A 15520-nucleotide genomic window follows, 5' to 3' on the forward strand; every position below is an offset into this window, starting at 1 on the left:
GCTCCCACAGTGGATCTCCTGTGAACGCACCACTTGTGAACACCTTCAATAAACTGTGGGAGCGGGCTTGCTCGCGAAGGCGTCATTGAAAACGCCGCGGACACTTCAGGTCAGCGCCGCCAATTGCTCCACCGTTTCCGGAAAACGCTCGACCAGCCGGATCAAGGTGGTGGCTTGAGCATTGGGTTTGGCACGCCCTTGTTCCCAGTTCTCCAAAGTACGGGTATTGGTGCGCAGGTACATGGCGAACACCGGCCTGGAAAGATTCAATTGCTGGCGTATGCCAACCACTTCCTCTGCCGTAATCGGAGCCAGTTTGGCCAGTTTTACTTTGTGTGTGCGCAGTGTGACTTTACCTTGGCGCTCATCGGCCAAGGCTTCAAACCCCTCTACCAGCTCGGAAAAAATGTCACGTTTCATCGCTTGTTCTCGCTTTGATTTCTCGATAAAGCATTTCTTTAAGCAGTTTTTTCTGTTGTGGCGTCAGATCGTCCTGCTCGTTCTTGCCATACAAGGTAAAGAGCCAGAATTGGTCGAAGCCGGACCACCAGTAATAAATCACCCTCAGTCCGCCGCGTTTGCCCTTGTTTCGCCGCTCATCCACCACTCGGATTTTGCGCAGACCTCCGGCGCCTTCGACGACATCTCCCGCTTCCGGGTTTTTCAGCAATTCCTGTTGGAAAGCATGAAACAGAACGTCGTCCAGATAGTCGTCTCTGTGCTTCTGAAATACGGGTAATTCAATAAAAAGAGCATCCATGTTCTGTACGTTACCTGCGTATATTTCTATCACAAGAATCGAATAGGTCAAGACTTCTGTTCCTGCCAATTCGGTCAAGTCATTACGTTAAAGTCGAAGGCAGGATCAGGATGTAGGACGCGGCTGATTCACCCGCGAGACGATTCTGGATATCCGGGAGGAGAGGGGGCAATCAAGATCAAAAGATCGCAGCCTGCGGCAGCTCCAGGGAAACGCGAAACCGTGTAGGAGCTGCAGGCTATGATCCTTTGACTTTTTAATCTTGAAGCTCAAACGCAAAAACGACACCCGAAGCTTCGGCAGTTACACATGCGTATTTCAACTCGAAATGTTTAAAGGTTGTGCTTGGAATACAGAACCTTCCCACAATGTTTTCAGGTTGTCCGTCGGACGTCCGGTCTCTAGCCTGTGTTCGTCGCTGCCAATTCAGCGACCGGGACTGGAAACCCCGATCAGCAACAGTGGCGCCAACACGCCCTTCATGACGTATCCTTGCGCACCTTGAATGTGTGCACTCCGTTATGGCGGCTGTGCGTGGGAGACCTTCGGGTCGACCGGGTCGCCGCTGCCCGGGTTTCCAACCTGCGTACAGCTGCCACCTCTTCGTCCGGAAACCGAATGGGGCAGCTCCAACTTTTCAGTGGAGTTTCACCATGAAAAAACCAACACCAAACCCTCCAGTAGCAGAAACAGAAACCGACCCAACATCCCCCTACGCCTCCATCGATGCCCAAAAACTCCACGAAGCCGCCGAACGTGCGCTCGATTACTACCTGAACCCTACCGCCCACATCATGGCCACGCCCTACACCCCCAATCAGATGTTTTTCGCCAACTCCAAAGCCGACACCGAATCCCTGCTGGCCAATGCCAGCGAGTCATTGTCCTCGGCTACGGTCATGCTCGGTGACTTCGCCGCGCTGCTGGAAGGCACGCATCGCAAGACTCTGTTGGGTATTGCGCAAGTGGTCATGTTGGGAGAGTTGGCGGTGAATCAGGCGCTGGATAACGTCGAACCAGCGGAGTAGCTGCCGGATCCTGTGGCGAGTGCGCGTGTCCCTCGCCACAGTGTTGGCTCACCGGTCTTTTGCATCTGCCACTCGAATGAGTCCTACCCAAATACTGCCCATTTGCGCCCCGACATTTGCGAACGGACGTGGTCATTCACCGGGACTTTGGCGAAGTCGAATGGCCGAACGGTTACTCATTGTCAATCGCGGTGCAGGGTCAATCCTATTTGGGTCGTGGCGGGTTGTCCTGACGATAGGTATGTTGGGGATTGATGACCAATTGCCTGACCTGGCTGTCCAACTCTTTGCTGTGATACAGATCCAGGCATTTGAGCAGCTCAAAGCGAACGCCTTGACGCTCTGATTCGACCAGTGGATTGTGATAATCACGAGCCAGAAACTGGTTAACCAGAGGTCTACCGGCTTGAGGTGCTTGTTCCAGATCGAAATAGGTCCAGTCCATAAGCGCACTGGCACTGCTTCCGGCGTCCTGGGCGGCTTTAGGTTCGTTCTTGTAGGCTGTAGCGATGCAGTCTGCCAGCACCATATCCTTGTAATTTTGCGCGTAGGTGCGCCCGCCTGCCTGTGGGGAGTTGGTCGGATCATCCTTGGACCAACTGTTGGAAGGTGCGGCTGCCCAAGCCAGTACCAAGACCGCAGTCAAATACTTCCTCGTCCACGCGCTAGAAAATGAGGGTCGAATCATGTTTCATCCTTGATTTTAGGAAGCAGAAAATCGCAGCAGTTTAATCCTTCATGTTTGAGGTGACGATGGTGGCACCCGCCGCTCAACAGGACCTCATACTTCGGGTCCTTGACGTTGCGACCCGCAATCGATTGACGTGTGGTCCCCGCTGCATCGCCATTCGTTCGGTAGCTGCTACGGGTACTCAAAAGCTTGCAGGAACATGCGCACGGCAGCCTTTGCCAAAAGCGCAGGTTCCGCAAAGCCGCTTCGAGATTGACTTGTCTGGCCATCCACAGCACTATCCGCCCATGATTTACATACGCCGAATGAACATGATGTGTTCCTCTATGACCGCCTCTGGCGGGCCATGAGGTCATGCGTGCTTAGAATTTGACGTGTTACCCCAAGCCCCGCCAGAGATGGACGGGGCTTTTTAGTTCTCCGTCCGAACATGGCTGACGGAGAGTGAAATGTTCGAGATTAGACGAGCCAGCCACAGCGATTCCCAGACAGCATTCGACATTCGCCTTTTAGCGATCCGGCATCAATGCATCGGCGCCTATACCGAGACGCAGCTAATGGCCTGGACGGCTGGTGCGGCCGAGGATGGCTATTACACACTGATGGAGAAGCACTTCTATCTGGGCTGTATTGACGGAGAGCCGGTGGCGACAGGAATGCTTGACCTGGAGAACAGCGAAATCGGCGCGATCTTTGTGCATCCTGGCTTTATGCAGCGGGGTATCGGCAGGAGAGTCCTGGACCACCTCGAATGCCTGGCGCGAGAGTTGGGCCTGGAAGAAGTCAAGCTTGATGCTACTTTGAATGCGGCTGACTTTTACCGACGCTACGGTTTCGTGGGTGAGGAGCCTGCGATTTACCATTCCCCTTCGGGGCTTCAACTGGCGTGTGTTCCTATGGTGAAGGGGCTTTTATAGTGCAGGTTTGATTTGATCGCTCAGGAGCTGGAGCAAGAAAAAGGCTGCGATCACGGGGTTCTGAAAATCCATCATCCCCCAAACGCAAAAACGGCACCCGAAGGTGCCGTTTTTGTTTGTTACCGAGAATGGCTTACGCGATCAACCCGCCAACCCCGACTGTTGAACCAGGTTCAACAACGGCTGCGGATACAGCCCAAGGAAGAACGCCAGTACGGCAATCGCCAGCAGCATCACGCCGCCTGCACGTTGTTCCCAGTGCAGCTGGGCATCGTGGCGACGCAGGTTCGGTTCCATCAGGTACAGGGTGACCATCACGCGCAGGTAGTAGAAGACGCCGATGGCGCTGCCCAGTACCAGGGAGCCGACCAGCCACCATTGGTGCGATTCGACACCGGTAGCGATGATGTAGAACTTGCCGATGAAGCCCGCGGTCAGCGGGATACCGGCCAGGGACAGCATCATCACGGTCAGGACGGCGGTCAGGTACGGACGGCGCCAGAACAGGCCGCGGTATTCGTACAGGGCATCCGCGTCACGGCCGTTGTACGGCGAGGACATCAGGGTGATCACACCGAACGCGCCGAGGCTGGTGATCACGTAGGTGACCAGGTACACGCCGATGGCTTCCACGGCCAGACCCTTGCTCGCCACCAGGGCAATCAGCAGGTAACCGAAGTGAGCGATGGACGAGTAACCCAGCAGACGCTTGAGGTTGCTCTGGGTCAGTGCCAGCAGGTTACCGAACAGGATCGACGCGATGGCGATGATGGTCAGTACATCGCTCAGCACGCCACTGCTTGCCGCTGGCGAGATCTGGAACAGACGCACCATCACTGCGAACACAGCGACTTTCGACGCGGTGGCCAGGAACGCTGCCACCGGTGCCGGAGCACCTTCGTAAACGTCCGGGGTCCAGAGGTGGAACGGTACCAGCGACAACTTGAATGCCAGGCCGATCAGCATCATGCCCAGGCCCAGTTGAGCCAGAGAACTTGGCAGACCGGTGGCCGCCAGGGCCTGACCGATGCCGTTGAAGCTCAGGCTGCCAGCGTCGGCGTAGAGCAGGGCCATACCGAACAACAGGAACGCGGAACCGGCAGCCGACAGCACCATGTACTTGATACCGGCTTCCAGCGAACGTTTGTTGAAGAAGGCATAAGCCACCAGACCGTAGACCGGTACCGAGAGCAGTTCCAGACCGACGAACAAGCCAGCCAGGTGCTGCGCGCTGACCAGTACCAGGCCGCCGGCGGCGGCCATCAGGATCAGCAGGTAAAGTTCTTCACGGTTGCCCGGGTAGCCCGAGCCGCCATCGCCCAGGTAGGCGTGGGCGAGGGTCACACAGGCGAGGGTGGCGACCAGGATCAGCGCCATGTACAGGCAGGCGAAGGTGTCGATCTGCAGCAGTGGCGTCACGGCCAGCGGCGCGACTTTCAGGGCTGGCAGGATCGACAGCAGAGCCAGGTTCAGACCTGCCACCGACAGCAGGAAGGTCTGTGAGTGGTTGCGGCGCCATGCGATAGCCAGCATCACCACGATGATCGTGGCGCTGGTGATCAACAACGGCGCAAGCGCGATAAAGTGTTGAGTCGTGAATTCCATAGCGCTCTTACCGGGCCGAAGCGAGTTGAGTGAAGGCGGTGCCGAGCCACTGCTGCACGCCATGCATCGTCGCGGCAGAGGTATCGAGGAACGGTTGCGGGTACACGCCGATGTAGATCAGCAGCGCCGCAAGTCCAACCACCATGATCAGTTCGCGACCGTCCATACCATGCAGCACCGCGTCCGATTTCGACGGGCCGAAGAAGGCACGGTGGACCATGATCAGCGAGTAGACCGAACCGAACACCAGGCCGGACGTCGCAATCACAGTGATCCATGGGGCGCTGGCGAAGGTGCCGATCAGGATCAGGAACTCACCGACAAAGTTACCGGTCGCCGGCAAGCCCAGCGACGCGGCGGCGAAGAACAGGCTGAGGGCCGGCAGGTAGGCAATCTTCGACCACAGGCCACCCATCTCACGCATATCGCGGGTGTGGGTACGCTCGTACAGCTGACCGGAGAGGATAAAGAGTGCCGCGGCCGACAGACCGTGCGCCAGCATCTGCATCACCGCTCCCTGCAGCGCCAATTGGCTGCCGGAGTAGATGCCGATCAGTACGAAGCCCATGTGGGAAACGGACGAGAAGGCGATCAGACGCTTGATGTCGGTTTGCGCGAAGGCCAGGAACGCCCCGTAGAAAATCCCGATCAGACCCAGGGTCATGGCGAACGGCGCGAACTCGGCCGAGGCATTCGGGAACAGCGGCAGGGCGAAACGCAGCAGGCCATACGCCGCAGTCTTCAACAAGATACCGGCCAGGTCCACGGAACCCGCGGTCGGTGCCTGGGCGTGAGCGTCAGGCAGCCAGGAGTGGAACGGCACCACTGGCAGCTTGACCGCGAAGGCGATGAAGAAGCCGAGCATCAGGATGTACTCGGTGGTCATCGACATCTTGGTCTTCAACAGGTCGGCGTAGTTGAAGGTAATCACGCCGGTGTCGTTGAAGTTGACCAGTACCAGACCCAGGATCGCCACCAACATGATCAGGCCGGAAGCCTGAGTGAAGATGAAGAACTTGGTCGCCGCGTAGATCCGGGTTTTCTTGCCGTCCGAAGAACTGTGACCCCAGAGCGCGATGAGGAAGTACATCGGCACCAGCATCATTTCCCAGAAGAAGAAGAACATGAACAGGTCGAGGGCGAGGAACACGCCGACGACACCGCCCAGGATCCACATCAGGTTCAGGTGGAAGAAGCCCACGTGACGCTGGATCTCTTTCCACGAGCAGAGTACCGAGAGGACACCCAGCAGGCCGGTCAGCAGGATCATCAACAGCGACAGGCCGTCGAGGGCCAAGTGCACGTTGATGCCGAAGCGCTGGATCCAGACGTGTTTGAACTCAATCACCCAGGTCGGATCGGCGCCAGGTGCCGGAGCAAATGAATAGTCGCCATGGGCCCACAGCCAGAGGCCGAGAGCGAGTTCCAGGGACATGGTCAACAGCGCAATCCAGCGGGGGAGGGTAGCGCCGAAGCGCTCACCCATCCAGCACAGCAGGCCGCCGATGAAGGGGATCAGGATTAGCCAAGGCAGAATCATGACGGGCTCGTTTCCTTTCGCAAGTTCGCAAGGTTCATATCAGACCGCTACCAGCACGACGGCGCCGATAACCAGCACGGCACCAGCAGCCATCGAGGCGGCATACCAACGCAATTGACCGGTCTCGGTGCGGCTCAGGGCGGTGTGACCGCCTTTGGCCATACGCGGGATCAGACCGATAGTCTGGTCGAGCGGGTCTTTGCGCAGTACATGGCTGATCGCAAGGTAAGGCTTGACGAACAGTTTGTCGTAGATCCAGTCGAAGCCCCAGGCAGCGAACCACCAGGCCGAAAGGAAGCGGCCGACGCCGCTGTTGGCGATAGCGGTGACGAAGCGACGCTTGCCGAGGAACAGCAGCGCGGCCAGCAGGATACCGGCCAGGGCGATGGCGCCCGAGGCGATTTCCAGACTGTGCTTGGCTTCGCCGCCGGCATGGCCGACGCTTTCTGGCAGCACACCATGCAGCGGCGGAACGATCATCGCGCCGACGAACGTCGACAGTACGATCAGCACCGACAGTGGCAACCAGTGAGCGATACCGTGACCAGCATGCGCCTCGGTCTTCGCTTCACCGTGGAACGCGATGAAAATCAGGCGGAAGGTGTACAGCGAGGTCATAAAGGCACCGACCAGACCTGCATAAAGCAGACCCTGGTTACCGCTGGCGAACGCTTCCCAGAGGATTTCATCCTTGGAGTAGAAGCCCGCGGTCACCAGAGGCAAGGCCGCCAGGGCCGCGCCGCCGACGATGAAGCTGGCGTAGGCCAGTGGCAGTTTCTTCCACAGACCGCCCATCTTGAAGATGTTCTGCTCGTGGTGGCAGGCAACGATCACCGCACCGGATGCAAGGAACAACAGCGCCTTGAAGAAGGCGTGGGTCATCAGGTGGAAGATCGCGCCGTCCCACGCGCCTACGCCCAGGGCCAGGAACATGTAGCCGATCTGGCTCATGGTCGAGTAGGCGAGGATACGTTTGATGTCGGTCTGCACCAGTGCGGCAAAACCTGCCAGCACCAGCGTCACGCCACCGACAACACCCACCAGGTGCAGGATATCCGGCGCCAGGGCGAACAGACCGTGGGTACGGGCGATCAGGTAGACACCGGCGGTTACCATGGTCGCGGCGTGGATCAGTGCCGAAACCGGAGTAGGGCCGGCCATCGCATCCGCCAGCCAGGTTTGCAGCGGCAGTTGCGCGGATTTCCCGACAGCGCCGCCCAGCAGCATCAGGGTCGCCAGAACGATCCAGAAGTCACCGGCCTTGAAGTGCTCAGGCGCCTTGACCAGCAGTTCCTGAATGTTCAGCGTGCCCAACTGTTGGAACAGGATGAACAGGCCGATGGCCATGAACACGTCGCCGACCCGGGTCACGATGAAGGCTTTGAGTGCCGCGTTACCGTTGTTGCGGTTGCTGTAGTAGAAACCGATCAACAGGTACGAGCACAGGCCCACGCCTTCCCAGCCGAAGTACACGAACAGCAGGTTATCGGCCAGGACCAGAAACAGCATGCTGGCGATAAACAGGTTGGTGTAGGCGAAGAAGCGCGAGTAACCGGCTTCACCGCGCATGTACCAGGACGCGAACAGGTGGATCAGAAAGCCCACGCCCACCACCACACCGAGCATGGTCAATGACAGACCATCCAGGTACAGCGCGAAGTTAGGTGTGAAGCCTTCCACCGCCATCCACTGCCACAACACTTGGGTGTAGTGACCGCCTTCAGGTGGCGCAACGTTGAACTGCCAGATTATGTAAGCAGTGACGATTGCCGACAGGCCAATGGAGCCGACGCCGATCAGCGCCGAAAGGTTTTCCGACAAGCGACCGCGTGAGAACGCCAGCAGCAGGAAACCTATGAGAGGGAATACGAAAGTCAGATAGAGAAGGTTCATCCGCGCATCTCGCTGGCAGCGTCGATATCGAGAGTGTGGAAGCGGCGATACAGCTGCAACAGAATCGCCAGGCCGATACTGGCCTCGGCGGCTGCCAGGCTGATCACCAGGATGAACATGATCTGTCCATCCGGCTGCGCCCAGCGGCTACCGGCAACGATGAACGCCAACGCGGAGGCATTCATCATGACCTCCAGGCTCATCAGCACGAAAAGAATGTTGCGCCGGACCATCAGGCCGACCAGACCGAGGCAGAACAGGATGCCGGCAACCGCCAGACCATGCTCCATAGGGATAGCAGGCATCGTCATTGCTCCTTGGCTTCGTTGCGGCCCAAGTGGAACGCCGTGACGGCTGCGGCGAGCAGCAGCATCGAGGCGAGTTCGACCACCAGCAGGTAAGGACCGAACAGGCTAATGCCCACGGCCTTGGCGTCTACGGTGGTGTGGCCGATGGCCTGACCGCTGGAATGGCTGAACAGCACGTACAGCAGTTCAACCAGCAGCAGGGTGCCGAGTGCAACCGGGCCGAGCCAGATACCGGGCTTGAGCCAGACGCGCTCTTGCTGAACCGAGGCGGGGCCCAGGTTCAGCATCATCACCACGAACACGAATAGCACCATGATGGCGCCGGCGTAGGCGATCACTTCCAGCACACCGGCGAACGGTGCACCGAGGGCGAAAAAGGTCATGGCCACGGCGATCAGCGAAATGATCAGGTAGAGCAGGGCGTGCACGGGGTTGGTGTTGGTGATCACGCGAAGCGTGGACACAACAGCGATACCCGATGCGAAATAGAAAGCGAATTCCATCTTTCTTCCTTAAGGCAGCAAGCTCTTCACGTTGATCGGCTGGGCTTCATTTTGCGCGGCGCCCTTGGGCTTACCGGCAATCGCCATACCTGCAACACGATAGAAGTTGTAATCAGGGTTTTTGCCGGGGCCGGAGATCAGCAGATCTTCTTTCTCGTAAACCAGGTCCTGACGTTTGAACTCGGCCATTTCGAAATCCGGTGTCAGCTGGATCGCGGTGGTCGGGCAGGCTTCCTCGCAGAGGCCACAGAAAATGCAGCGCGAGAAGTTGATGCGGAAAAACTCCGGGTACCAGCGACCGTCTTCGGTTTCAGCTTTCTGCAGCGAGATGCAACCCACCGGGCACGCCACGGCGCACAGGTTGCAGGCTACACAACGCTCTTCGCCGTCAGGGTCGCGGGTCAGCACGATACGCCCACGAAAGCGCGGCGGCAGGTACACGGCTTCTTCCGGGTACTGCAGCGTGTCGCGCTTGCGGAAGGCATGGCCGAAGATCATCACCAGGCTGCGAAGCTGGGTGAAGAAGCCATGCACGATGTCAAAAATGTACTTCATGATTCTCTATCCTCACTGAGCCGCGACGGCGGGCGTGTTGAGCAACACGACCGCAGCGGTCACCAGCATGTTGACGAGGGTCAGCGGCAGGCAGAACTTCCAGCTGAAATCCATCACTTGGTCATACCGTGGGCGCGGAATCGAGGCGCGCAGCAGGATGAAGAACATGATGAAGAACGCGGTTTTCAGTGCGAACCAGATGAACGGGATCTGCGGCAGAATGCCGAACGGACCGTGCCAGCCGCCGAAGAACAAGGTCACCAGCAGCGCCGAAATCAACACGATGCCGATGTACTCGCCGACGAAGAACATGCCCCATTTCATGCCGGCGTATTCAATGTGGTAACCGTCGGCCAGTTCCTGTTCCGCTTCCGGCTGGTCGAACGGGTGACGGTGAGTCACGGCGACGCCAGCGATGAAGAAGGTCAGGAAACCGAAGATCTGCGGAATGACGAACCACAGGTTCTGCGCTTGATACTCGACGATGTCGCGCATGTTGAACGAGCCGACCTGGATCACGATGCCCATCAGCGACAGGCCCATGAACACTTCGTACGACACGGTTTGTGCCGAGGCCCGCAAGCTGCCCAACAGGGCGAACTTGTTGTTACTCGACCAGCCGGCGAACAGCACCGCGTAAACCGACAGACCGGCCATGGCGAAGAAGAACAGGATGCCGATGTTGATATCCGCCACGCCCCAGGTCGGGGTGATCGGGATGATTGCGAAGGCAATCAGCAAGGAGCTCATGGCCACGACTGGCGCCAGCGTGAAGATCACTTTGTCGGCGAACGGCGGGGTCCAGTCTTCCTTGAAAAACATCTTGATCATGTCGGCCGCAATCTGGAACGCGCCGAACGGGCCGACGCGGTTCGGACCGTAACGGTCCTGCCAGAGGGCGAGCAGGCGACGCTCGACCCAGCTCAGCAGCGCGCCGCACACCACCACGGCGAGCAGAATCACGATGGCCTTGAGGACCGCGATGATCACGTCAATCACTTCAGGCGTGAACAAGGTCATAGTGCTGCCTCCTGCAGACCGTCAACGGATTTGCCAAAGATCGCGGGCGGAATGCCGGCGATACCGGCCGGCAATGCGACCAGACCGGCACCCAGCTCTTCGTTGATGCGCAGCGGCAGACGCAAGGTCTGGCCGGCCACGTTCAGGCTCAGCAGGGCACCGTCATTGACACCCAGACGATCGGCTTCGGACTTGGCCAGCGACACGTAAGCGGCGGGAATGCGTTCCTGAACCGGTGCGGCTTTGGAAGAGTTCTCTTCGCTGCCGAACAGGTGGAAGAACGGCACGACCTGCCAGGTACCCGGAGCGGGGTTGAATGCGCGCGGAACACTGGCGAACCAGTTCAGCGAGTCACCGGTGCTTTCGATCAGGCGAGTGCCCGGGTCGCCAGCGCGAATGTGACCACCGACTTCGTCCTGGAACTTGTTCCAGGCTTGCGGCGAGTTCCAGCCTGGAGACCAGGCGAATGGCACTTGCTGACGCGGTTCGACCGAGCCCGAGTAACCTTCCATCGAGAACGAGAACGCGGTGTCGTTGTCCTGGGAAGTACGCGGTTCGTGCACGCTGATGTCGGCGCGCATGGCGGTACGACCGGAGTAACGCAGCGGTTCGCGCGCCAGTTTCAGGCCTTTGATGCGGAACGCGGCGGACGGTGCGGCATCGACGATGCGCGCCAGTTGCGGTTTGCTCGCAGCAACGGCAGCGGTGACGTGGTCCAGTTGGGTCCAGTCGATCGGCTGGTTCAGCAGGGTCGAACGCAGGGCATGCAGCCAGCGCCAGCCTTCGTGAACCAGGATGCTTGCGTCGAGGTAAGTCGGGTCGAAGACCTGGAAGAAACGCTGGGCGCGGCCTTCCTGGCTGACCAGCGTACCGTCGCCTTCAGCGAAGCTGGCAGCTGGCAGAACCAGGTGCGCGCGATCGCTGGTGGCGGTCTTCTGATGGTCCGCCACGATCACCACTTTGGCGGCGTTCAGGGCAGCATCGACACGGGCTTTGTCGGTACGGGTGTACAGATCGTTTTCCAGCACCACGATGGCGTCGGCACGACCGTCGATCACCGCTTGCAGGGCTGCGTCGACCGAATCACCACCGAGCATGGCTAGGCCGAGGCTGTTGGCCTCTGGCACGATCAGGCTGATGGAACCGTTCTTCTCGCGCAGCTTCAGGGCCTTGGCGATGTTCGCCGCGGCTTCGATCAGCGCCTTGGAACCCAGCGAGGTACCGGCAATGATCAATGGACGCTTGGCAGCGAGCAGGGCGTTGGCGATGCGCTGAGCCAGTTCAAGGGCTTCAGCGTCCAGGCCTTCAACGGCCGGCGCGCTGGCATCGAGGGCGTGAGCCACGGCGAAACCGATGCGGGCCAGGTCGTCTGGAGCTGCGTGAACGCATTCTTCAGCCACGTCGTCGAGCTTGGTTTCAGCCAGGCTGGCGATGAACAGCGGGTTCAGCGCGTTCTGACCGATGTTCTTCACCGCGGCATCGAGCCACGGCTGAACGCGCATGGCGTCGGCCATGTCTTCGGCCTTGCCCTTGACCGATTGACGCAGGGCCAGGGCCATGCGCGCAGCGGTCTGGGTCAGGTCTTCGCCGAGGACGAAAATCGCATCGTGATCTTCGATGTCGCGCATGTTCGGAATTGGCAGCGGGCTGTCTTTGAGCACCTGCACCACCAGTCGAATGCGTTCCAGCTCAGCGGCTTCGATACCGGAGTAGAAGTGCTCGGCGCCGACCAGTTCCAGCAACGCGTAGTTGCTTTCGAGGCTGGCGCGCGGCGAACCGATACCGACGATATTGCGACCGCGCAGCAGGTCAGCGGCTTTATCCAGCGCTTCATCGAGGCCCAGCTTGGCGCCGTTGGCCAGCAATGGCTGACGTGGGCGATCTTCGCGGTTGACGTAGCCATAGCCGAAACGGCCACGGTCGCACAGGAAGTACTGGTTCACCGAACCGTTGAAACGGTTTTCGATGCGACGCAGTTCGCCGTAACGCTCACCCGGGGAAATGTTGCAACCGCTGGAGCAGCCATGGCAGATGCTCGGCGAGAACTGCATGTCCCACTTACGGTTGTAGCGCTCGGAGTGAGTCTTGTCGGTGAACACACCGGTCGGGCAGACCTCGGTGAGGTTGCCGGAGAACTCGCTTTCCAGGGTGCCATCTTCAACGCGACCGAAGTACACGTTGTCGTGGGCGCCGAACACGCCGAGGTCAGTGCCGCCAGCGTAGTCTTTATAGAAACGCACGCAGCGATAGCAAGCGATGCAGCGGTTCATTTCGTGGGAAATGAACGGGCCCAGTTGCTGGTTCTGGTGAGTACGCTTGGTGAAGCGATAACGGCGTTCGTTGTGGCCGGTCATCACGGTCATGTCTTGCAGGTGGCAGTGACCGCCTTCCTCACAGACCGGGCAGTCGTGAGGGTGGTTGGTCATCAGCCATTCGACGACGCTGGCGCGAAACACTTTCGCTTCTTCGTCGTCGATGGAGATCCAGCTGCCGTCGGTGGCGGGGGTCATGCAGGACATGACGATCCGACCACGCTTGTCGTTCTCGTCGGTGTACTGCTTGACCGCGCACTGGCGGCAAGCGCCAACACTGCCAAGGGCTGGGTGCCAGCAGAAATAAGGGATATCGAGGCCTAGCGACAGACACGCCTGTAACAGGTTGTCTGCCCCATCGACTTCGAGCTCTTTGCCGTCTACGTGGATAGTGGCCATGGTTCAAAGTTCTTCGTTGGCCCGGTGTCAGCGGGCGTGGCTAATGGAATCTTGTTATTCGCGTGAATCAACACAGCCGCTTGCGGCGTCATCACACGACAAAGCGAAGGGCACGGACCCTTCGCTTTTTTAAGCGTTTACGCGCCGACTACGATCGGCCTTGCCAGAGGCGGGACGACGGCGCTGGTAGGCGCGATGCCGGCTTCGAACTCATGGCGGAAGTATTTGATTGCGCTGCCCAACGGCTCCACGGCGCCCGGTGCGTGAGCACAGAAGGTCTTGCCCGGGCCGAGGAAACCGACCAGACCCAGCAGGGTCTCGATATCGCCGGCTTGCCCTTCACCGTTCTCGATCGCGCGCAGAAGCTTGACGCTCCACGGCAAACCGTCACGGCACGGGGTGCAGAAGCCGCAGGATTCGCGGGAGAAGAACTCTTCCATGTTGCGCAGCAAGGACACCATGTTGACGCTGTCGTCCACCGCCATGGCCAGGCCGGTCCCCATACGGGTGCCCACTTTGGCGATGCCGCCGGCGTACATTTGTGCGTCCAGGTGTTCCGGCAACAGGAAACCGGTACCGGCGCCGCCTGGCTGCCAGCACTTGAGCTTGTAACCGTCGCGCATGCCGCCGGCGTAGTCTTCAAACAACTCGCGACCGGTGACGCCGAATGGCAATTCCCACAGGCCGGGGTTCTTGACCTTGCCGGAGAAGCCCATGAGCTTGGTGCCCATGTCTTCACTGCCTTCGCGCGCCAACGATTTGTACCAGTCCACGCCGTCGGCAATGATCGCCGGCACGTTGCACAGGGTTTCAACGTTGTTCACGCACGTCGGCTTGCCCCACACGCCAACGGCGGCAGGGAAGGGCGGCTTGGAACGCGGGTTGGCGCGGCGGCCTTCGAGGGAGTTGATCAGTGCGGTTTCTTCACCGCAGATGTAACGCCCGGCGCCGGTGTGGACTAACAACTCGAAATCGAAGCCGCTGCCCAGGATGTTTTTACCCAGCAGGCCTGCTGCCTTGGCTTCTTCCACGGCGCGGTTGAGGTGCTTGGCGGCGGTGGTGTATTCGCCACGCAGGAAGATGTAGCCACGGTAGGTTTTCAGCGCGCGAGCACTGATCAGCATGCCTTCGATCAGCAGATGGGGCAGTTGCTCCATCAGCATGCGGTCTTTCCAGGTGTTCGGCTCCATTTCATCCGCGTTGCACAGCAGGTAGCGGATGTTGATGGATTCGTCCTTGGGCATCAGGCCCCACTTCACGCCCGTGGGGAAGCCTGCACCGCCGCGGCCCTTGAGGCCGGAGTCTTTCACGGTCTGGACGATGTCGTCCTGGGCCATGTCGGCGAAGGCCTTGCGCGCAGCGGCGTAACCGTTCTTGGCCTGGTACTCGTCGAGCCAGACGGCTTCGCCGTCGTCACGCAGACGCCAGGTGAGCGGGTGAGTCTCTGCGACACGCTTGATGCGGTTGGCAGGACCGAAGGAAGTCAGGGTCATACGTAGCCCTCGAGCAATTTGGCAACGCCGGCAGGCTGCACATCACCGAAGGTGTCGTCGTCGATCATCAACGCCGGCGCCTTGTCGCAGTTGCCGAGGCAGCAGACCGGCAGCAGGGTGAAACGACCGTCGGCGGTGGTCTGACCCAGGCCGATGCCCAGCTTGCTCTGGATTTCGCTGACCACCGACTCGTGGCCGCCGATGTAGCAGACCATGCTGTCGCAGACGCGGATGATGTGACGGCCGACCGGTTGACGGAAGATTTGGCTATAGAAAGTAGCCACCCCTTCAACGTCGCTGGCCGGGATGCCGAGGATCTCGCCGATGGCGTAGAGCGCGCCGTCAGGCACCCAGCCACGTTCCTTCTGGACGATCTTCAGGGCTTCGATCGACGCCGCGCGCGGGTCTTCGTAGTGATGCAACTCGTGCTCGATGGCCGAGCGCTCGGTTTCGCTCAGGGCGAAACGGTCTGTCTGGATAAGCGGGCTGTTCATGC

General features: G+C 59.5%; 15 protein-coding genes. 2 read left to right on the top strand and 13 right to left on the bottom strand.

Annotated features, from left to right (window positions below; translation table 11 throughout):
• Positions 1 to 105: 105 nt before the first annotated feature.
• Together ACA044_RS10890 and ACA044_RS10895 are read right to left on the bottom strand one after the other, a co-directional pair.
• Positions 106 to 420, bottom strand: a complete 315-nt coding sequence (locus ACA044_RS10890; RefSeq protein WP_429547330.1) for a helix-turn-helix domain-containing protein — start codon at positions 418 to 420, stop codon at positions 106 to 108.
• Positions 410 to 760, bottom strand: a complete 351-nt coding sequence (locus ACA044_RS10895) for a toxin (RefSeq protein WP_497447203.1) — start codon at positions 758 to 760, stop codon at positions 410 to 412. The genes ACA044_RS10890 and ACA044_RS10895 overlap by 11 nt, the downstream gene beginning before the upstream one ends.
• Positions 761 to 1413: 653 nt before the next feature.
• Between ACA044_RS10895 and ACA044_RS10900 the strand changes: the two genes are divergently transcribed.
• A complete protein-coding gene (locus ACA044_RS10900) occupies positions 1414 to 1788 on the top strand; it encodes a DUF6124 family protein (RefSeq protein ID WP_497446349.1) in 375 nt (124 codons plus the stop codon).
• A 205-nt stretch (positions 1789 to 1993) separates the two neighbouring features.
• Here ACA044_RS10900 and ACA044_RS10905 read toward each other — a convergent pair whose 3' ends face one another.
• The gene (locus ACA044_RS10905) at positions 1994 to 2476 is read right to left on the bottom strand and encodes a type VI secretion system amidase immunity protein Tai4 (protein ID WP_497446350.1); all 483 of its coding nucleotides are present in this window, start codon (positions 2474 to 2476) and stop codon (positions 1994 to 1996) included.
• A 452-nt stretch (positions 2477 to 2928) separates the two neighbouring features.
• Here ACA044_RS10905 and ACA044_RS10910 point away from each other — a divergent pair, with 452 nt between their 5' ends.
• Positions 2929 to 3396 carry a GNAT family N-acetyltransferase gene (locus ACA044_RS10910; RefSeq protein ID WP_310658799.1) on the top strand — a complete coding sequence of 156 codons (468 nt, stop codon included), beginning with the start codon at positions 2929 to 2931 and terminating at the stop codon, positions 3394 to 3396.
• 141 nt (positions 3397 to 3537) lie between these two features.
• Here ACA044_RS10910 and nuoN read toward each other — a convergent pair whose 3' ends face one another.
• The 10 genes from nuoN to nuoE form a co-directional block, all read right to left on the bottom strand.
• Positions 3538 to 5001 carry an NADH-quinone oxidoreductase subunit NuoN gene (gene nuoN, locus ACA044_RS10915; RefSeq protein ID WP_008014910.1) on the bottom strand — a complete coding sequence of 488 codons (1464 nt, stop codon included), beginning with the start codon at positions 4999 to 5001 and terminating at the stop codon, positions 3538 to 3540.
• A 7-nt stretch (positions 5002 to 5008) separates the two neighbouring features.
• Entirely contained in the window at positions 5009 to 6541 is a 1533-nt protein-coding gene (nuoM, locus tag ACA044_RS10920; protein ID WP_497446351.1) for an NADH-quinone oxidoreductase subunit M, read from the bottom strand.
• Between the two features lie 39 nt (positions 6542 to 6580).
• A complete protein-coding gene (gene nuoL / locus ACA044_RS10925) occupies positions 6581 to 8434 on the bottom strand; it encodes an NADH-quinone oxidoreductase subunit L (protein ID WP_497446352.1) in 1854 nt (617 codons plus the stop codon).
• Complete coding sequence (gene nuoK / locus ACA044_RS10930) at positions 8431 to 8739, bottom strand: NADH-quinone oxidoreductase subunit NuoK (RefSeq protein ID WP_007946416.1); 309 nt, start codon at positions 8737 to 8739, stop codon at positions 8431 to 8433. Before nuoK ends, nuoL begins: the two co-directional genes overlap by 4 nt.
• A 2-nt stretch (positions 8740 to 8741) precedes the next feature.
• On the bottom strand, positions 8742 to 9245 hold the full coding sequence (gene nuoJ, locus ACA044_RS10935; RefSeq protein WP_027925107.1) for an NADH-quinone oxidoreductase subunit J: 504 nt from the start codon (positions 9243 to 9245) through the stop codon (positions 8742 to 8744).
• Between the two features lie 9 nt (positions 9246 to 9254).
• Positions 9255 to 9800: an NADH-quinone oxidoreductase subunit NuoI gene (gene nuoI, locus ACA044_RS10940; protein WP_262117291.1), complete on the bottom strand. Its 546-nt coding sequence runs from the start codon at positions 9798 to 9800 to the stop codon at positions 9255 to 9257.
• Positions 9801 to 9812: 12 nt separating this feature from the next.
• Positions 9813 to 10820, bottom strand: a complete 1008-nt coding sequence (nuoH, locus tag ACA044_RS10945; protein WP_497446353.1) for an NADH-quinone oxidoreductase subunit NuoH — start codon at positions 10818 to 10820, stop codon at positions 9813 to 9815.
• Positions 10817 to 13531, bottom strand: a complete 2715-nt coding sequence (nuoG, locus tag ACA044_RS10950; protein ID WP_497446354.1) for an NADH-quinone oxidoreductase subunit NuoG — start codon at positions 13529 to 13531, stop codon at positions 10817 to 10819. Before nuoG ends, nuoH begins: the two co-directional genes overlap by 4 nt.
• A gap of 137 nt (positions 13532 to 13668) precedes the next feature.
• Positions 13669 to 15024, bottom strand: a complete 1356-nt coding sequence (gene nuoF, locus ACA044_RS10955; RefSeq protein WP_497446355.1) for an NADH-quinone oxidoreductase subunit NuoF — start codon at positions 15022 to 15024, stop codon at positions 13669 to 13671.
• A complete protein-coding gene (gene nuoE, locus ACA044_RS10960; RefSeq protein ID WP_007940871.1) occupies positions 15021 to 15518 on the bottom strand; it encodes an NADH-quinone oxidoreductase subunit NuoE in 498 nt (165 codons plus the stop codon). The genes nuoF and nuoE overlap by 4 nt, the downstream gene beginning before the upstream one ends.
• Positions 15519 to 15520: the final 2 nt, after the last annotated feature.

Source organism: Pseudomonas sp. LBUM1673 (assembly GCF_059695645.1).

Coding starts and splice junctions, on each gene's coding strand:
- ACA044_RS10910 (WP_310658799.1), top strand. CDS start 2,929: ATGTTCGAGATTAGACGAGCCAGCCACAGCGATTCCCAGACAGCATTC.
- nuoK (WP_007946416.1), bottom strand. CDS start 8,739: ATGCCTGCTATCCCTATGGAGCATGGTCTGGCGGTTGCCGGCATCCTG.
- nuoL (WP_497446352.1), bottom strand. CDS start 8,434: ATGAACCTTCTCTATCTGACTTTCGTATTCCCTCTCATAGGTTTCCTG.
- nuoJ (WP_027925107.1), bottom strand. CDS start 9,245: ATGGAATTCGCTTTCTATTTCGCATCGGGTATCGCTGTTGTGTCCACG.
- nuoG (WP_497446354.1), bottom strand. CDS start 13,531: ATGGCCACTATCCACGTAGACGGCAAAGAGCTCGAAGTCGATGGGGCA.
- nuoE (WP_007940871.1), bottom strand. CDS start 15,518: ATGAACAGCCCGCTTATCCAGACAGACCGTTTCGCCCTGAGCGAAACC.
- ACA044_RS10905 (WP_497446350.1), bottom strand. CDS start 2,476: ATGATTCGACCCTCATTTTCTAGCGCGTGGACGAGGAAGTATTTGACT.
- ACA044_RS10900 (WP_497446349.1), top strand. CDS start 1,414: ATGAAAAAACCAACACCAAACCCTCCAGTAGCAGAAACAGAAACCGAC.
- nuoF (WP_497446355.1), bottom strand. CDS start 15,024: ATGACCCTGACTTCCTTCGGTCCTGCCAACCGCATCAAGCGTGTCGCA.
- nuoH (WP_497446353.1), bottom strand. CDS start 10,820: ATGACCTTGTTCACGCCTGAAGTGATTGACGTGATCATCGCGGTCCTC.
- ACA044_RS10890 (WP_429547330.1), bottom strand. CDS start 420: ATGAAACGTGACATTTTTTCCGAGCTGGTAGAGGGGTTTGAAGCCTTG.
- nuoN (WP_008014910.1), bottom strand. CDS start 5,001: ATGGAATTCACGACTCAACACTTTATCGCGCTTGCGCCGTTGTTGATC.
- nuoM (WP_497446351.1), bottom strand. CDS start 6,541: ATGATTCTGCCTTGGCTAATCCTGATCCCCTTCATCGGCGGCCTGCTG.
- nuoI (WP_262117291.1), bottom strand. CDS start 9,800: ATGAAGTACATTTTTGACATCGTGCATGGCTTCTTCACCCAGCTTCGC.
- ACA044_RS10895 (WP_497447203.1), bottom strand. CDS start 760: ATGGATGCTCTTTTTATTGAATTACCCGTATTTCAGAAGCACAGAGAC.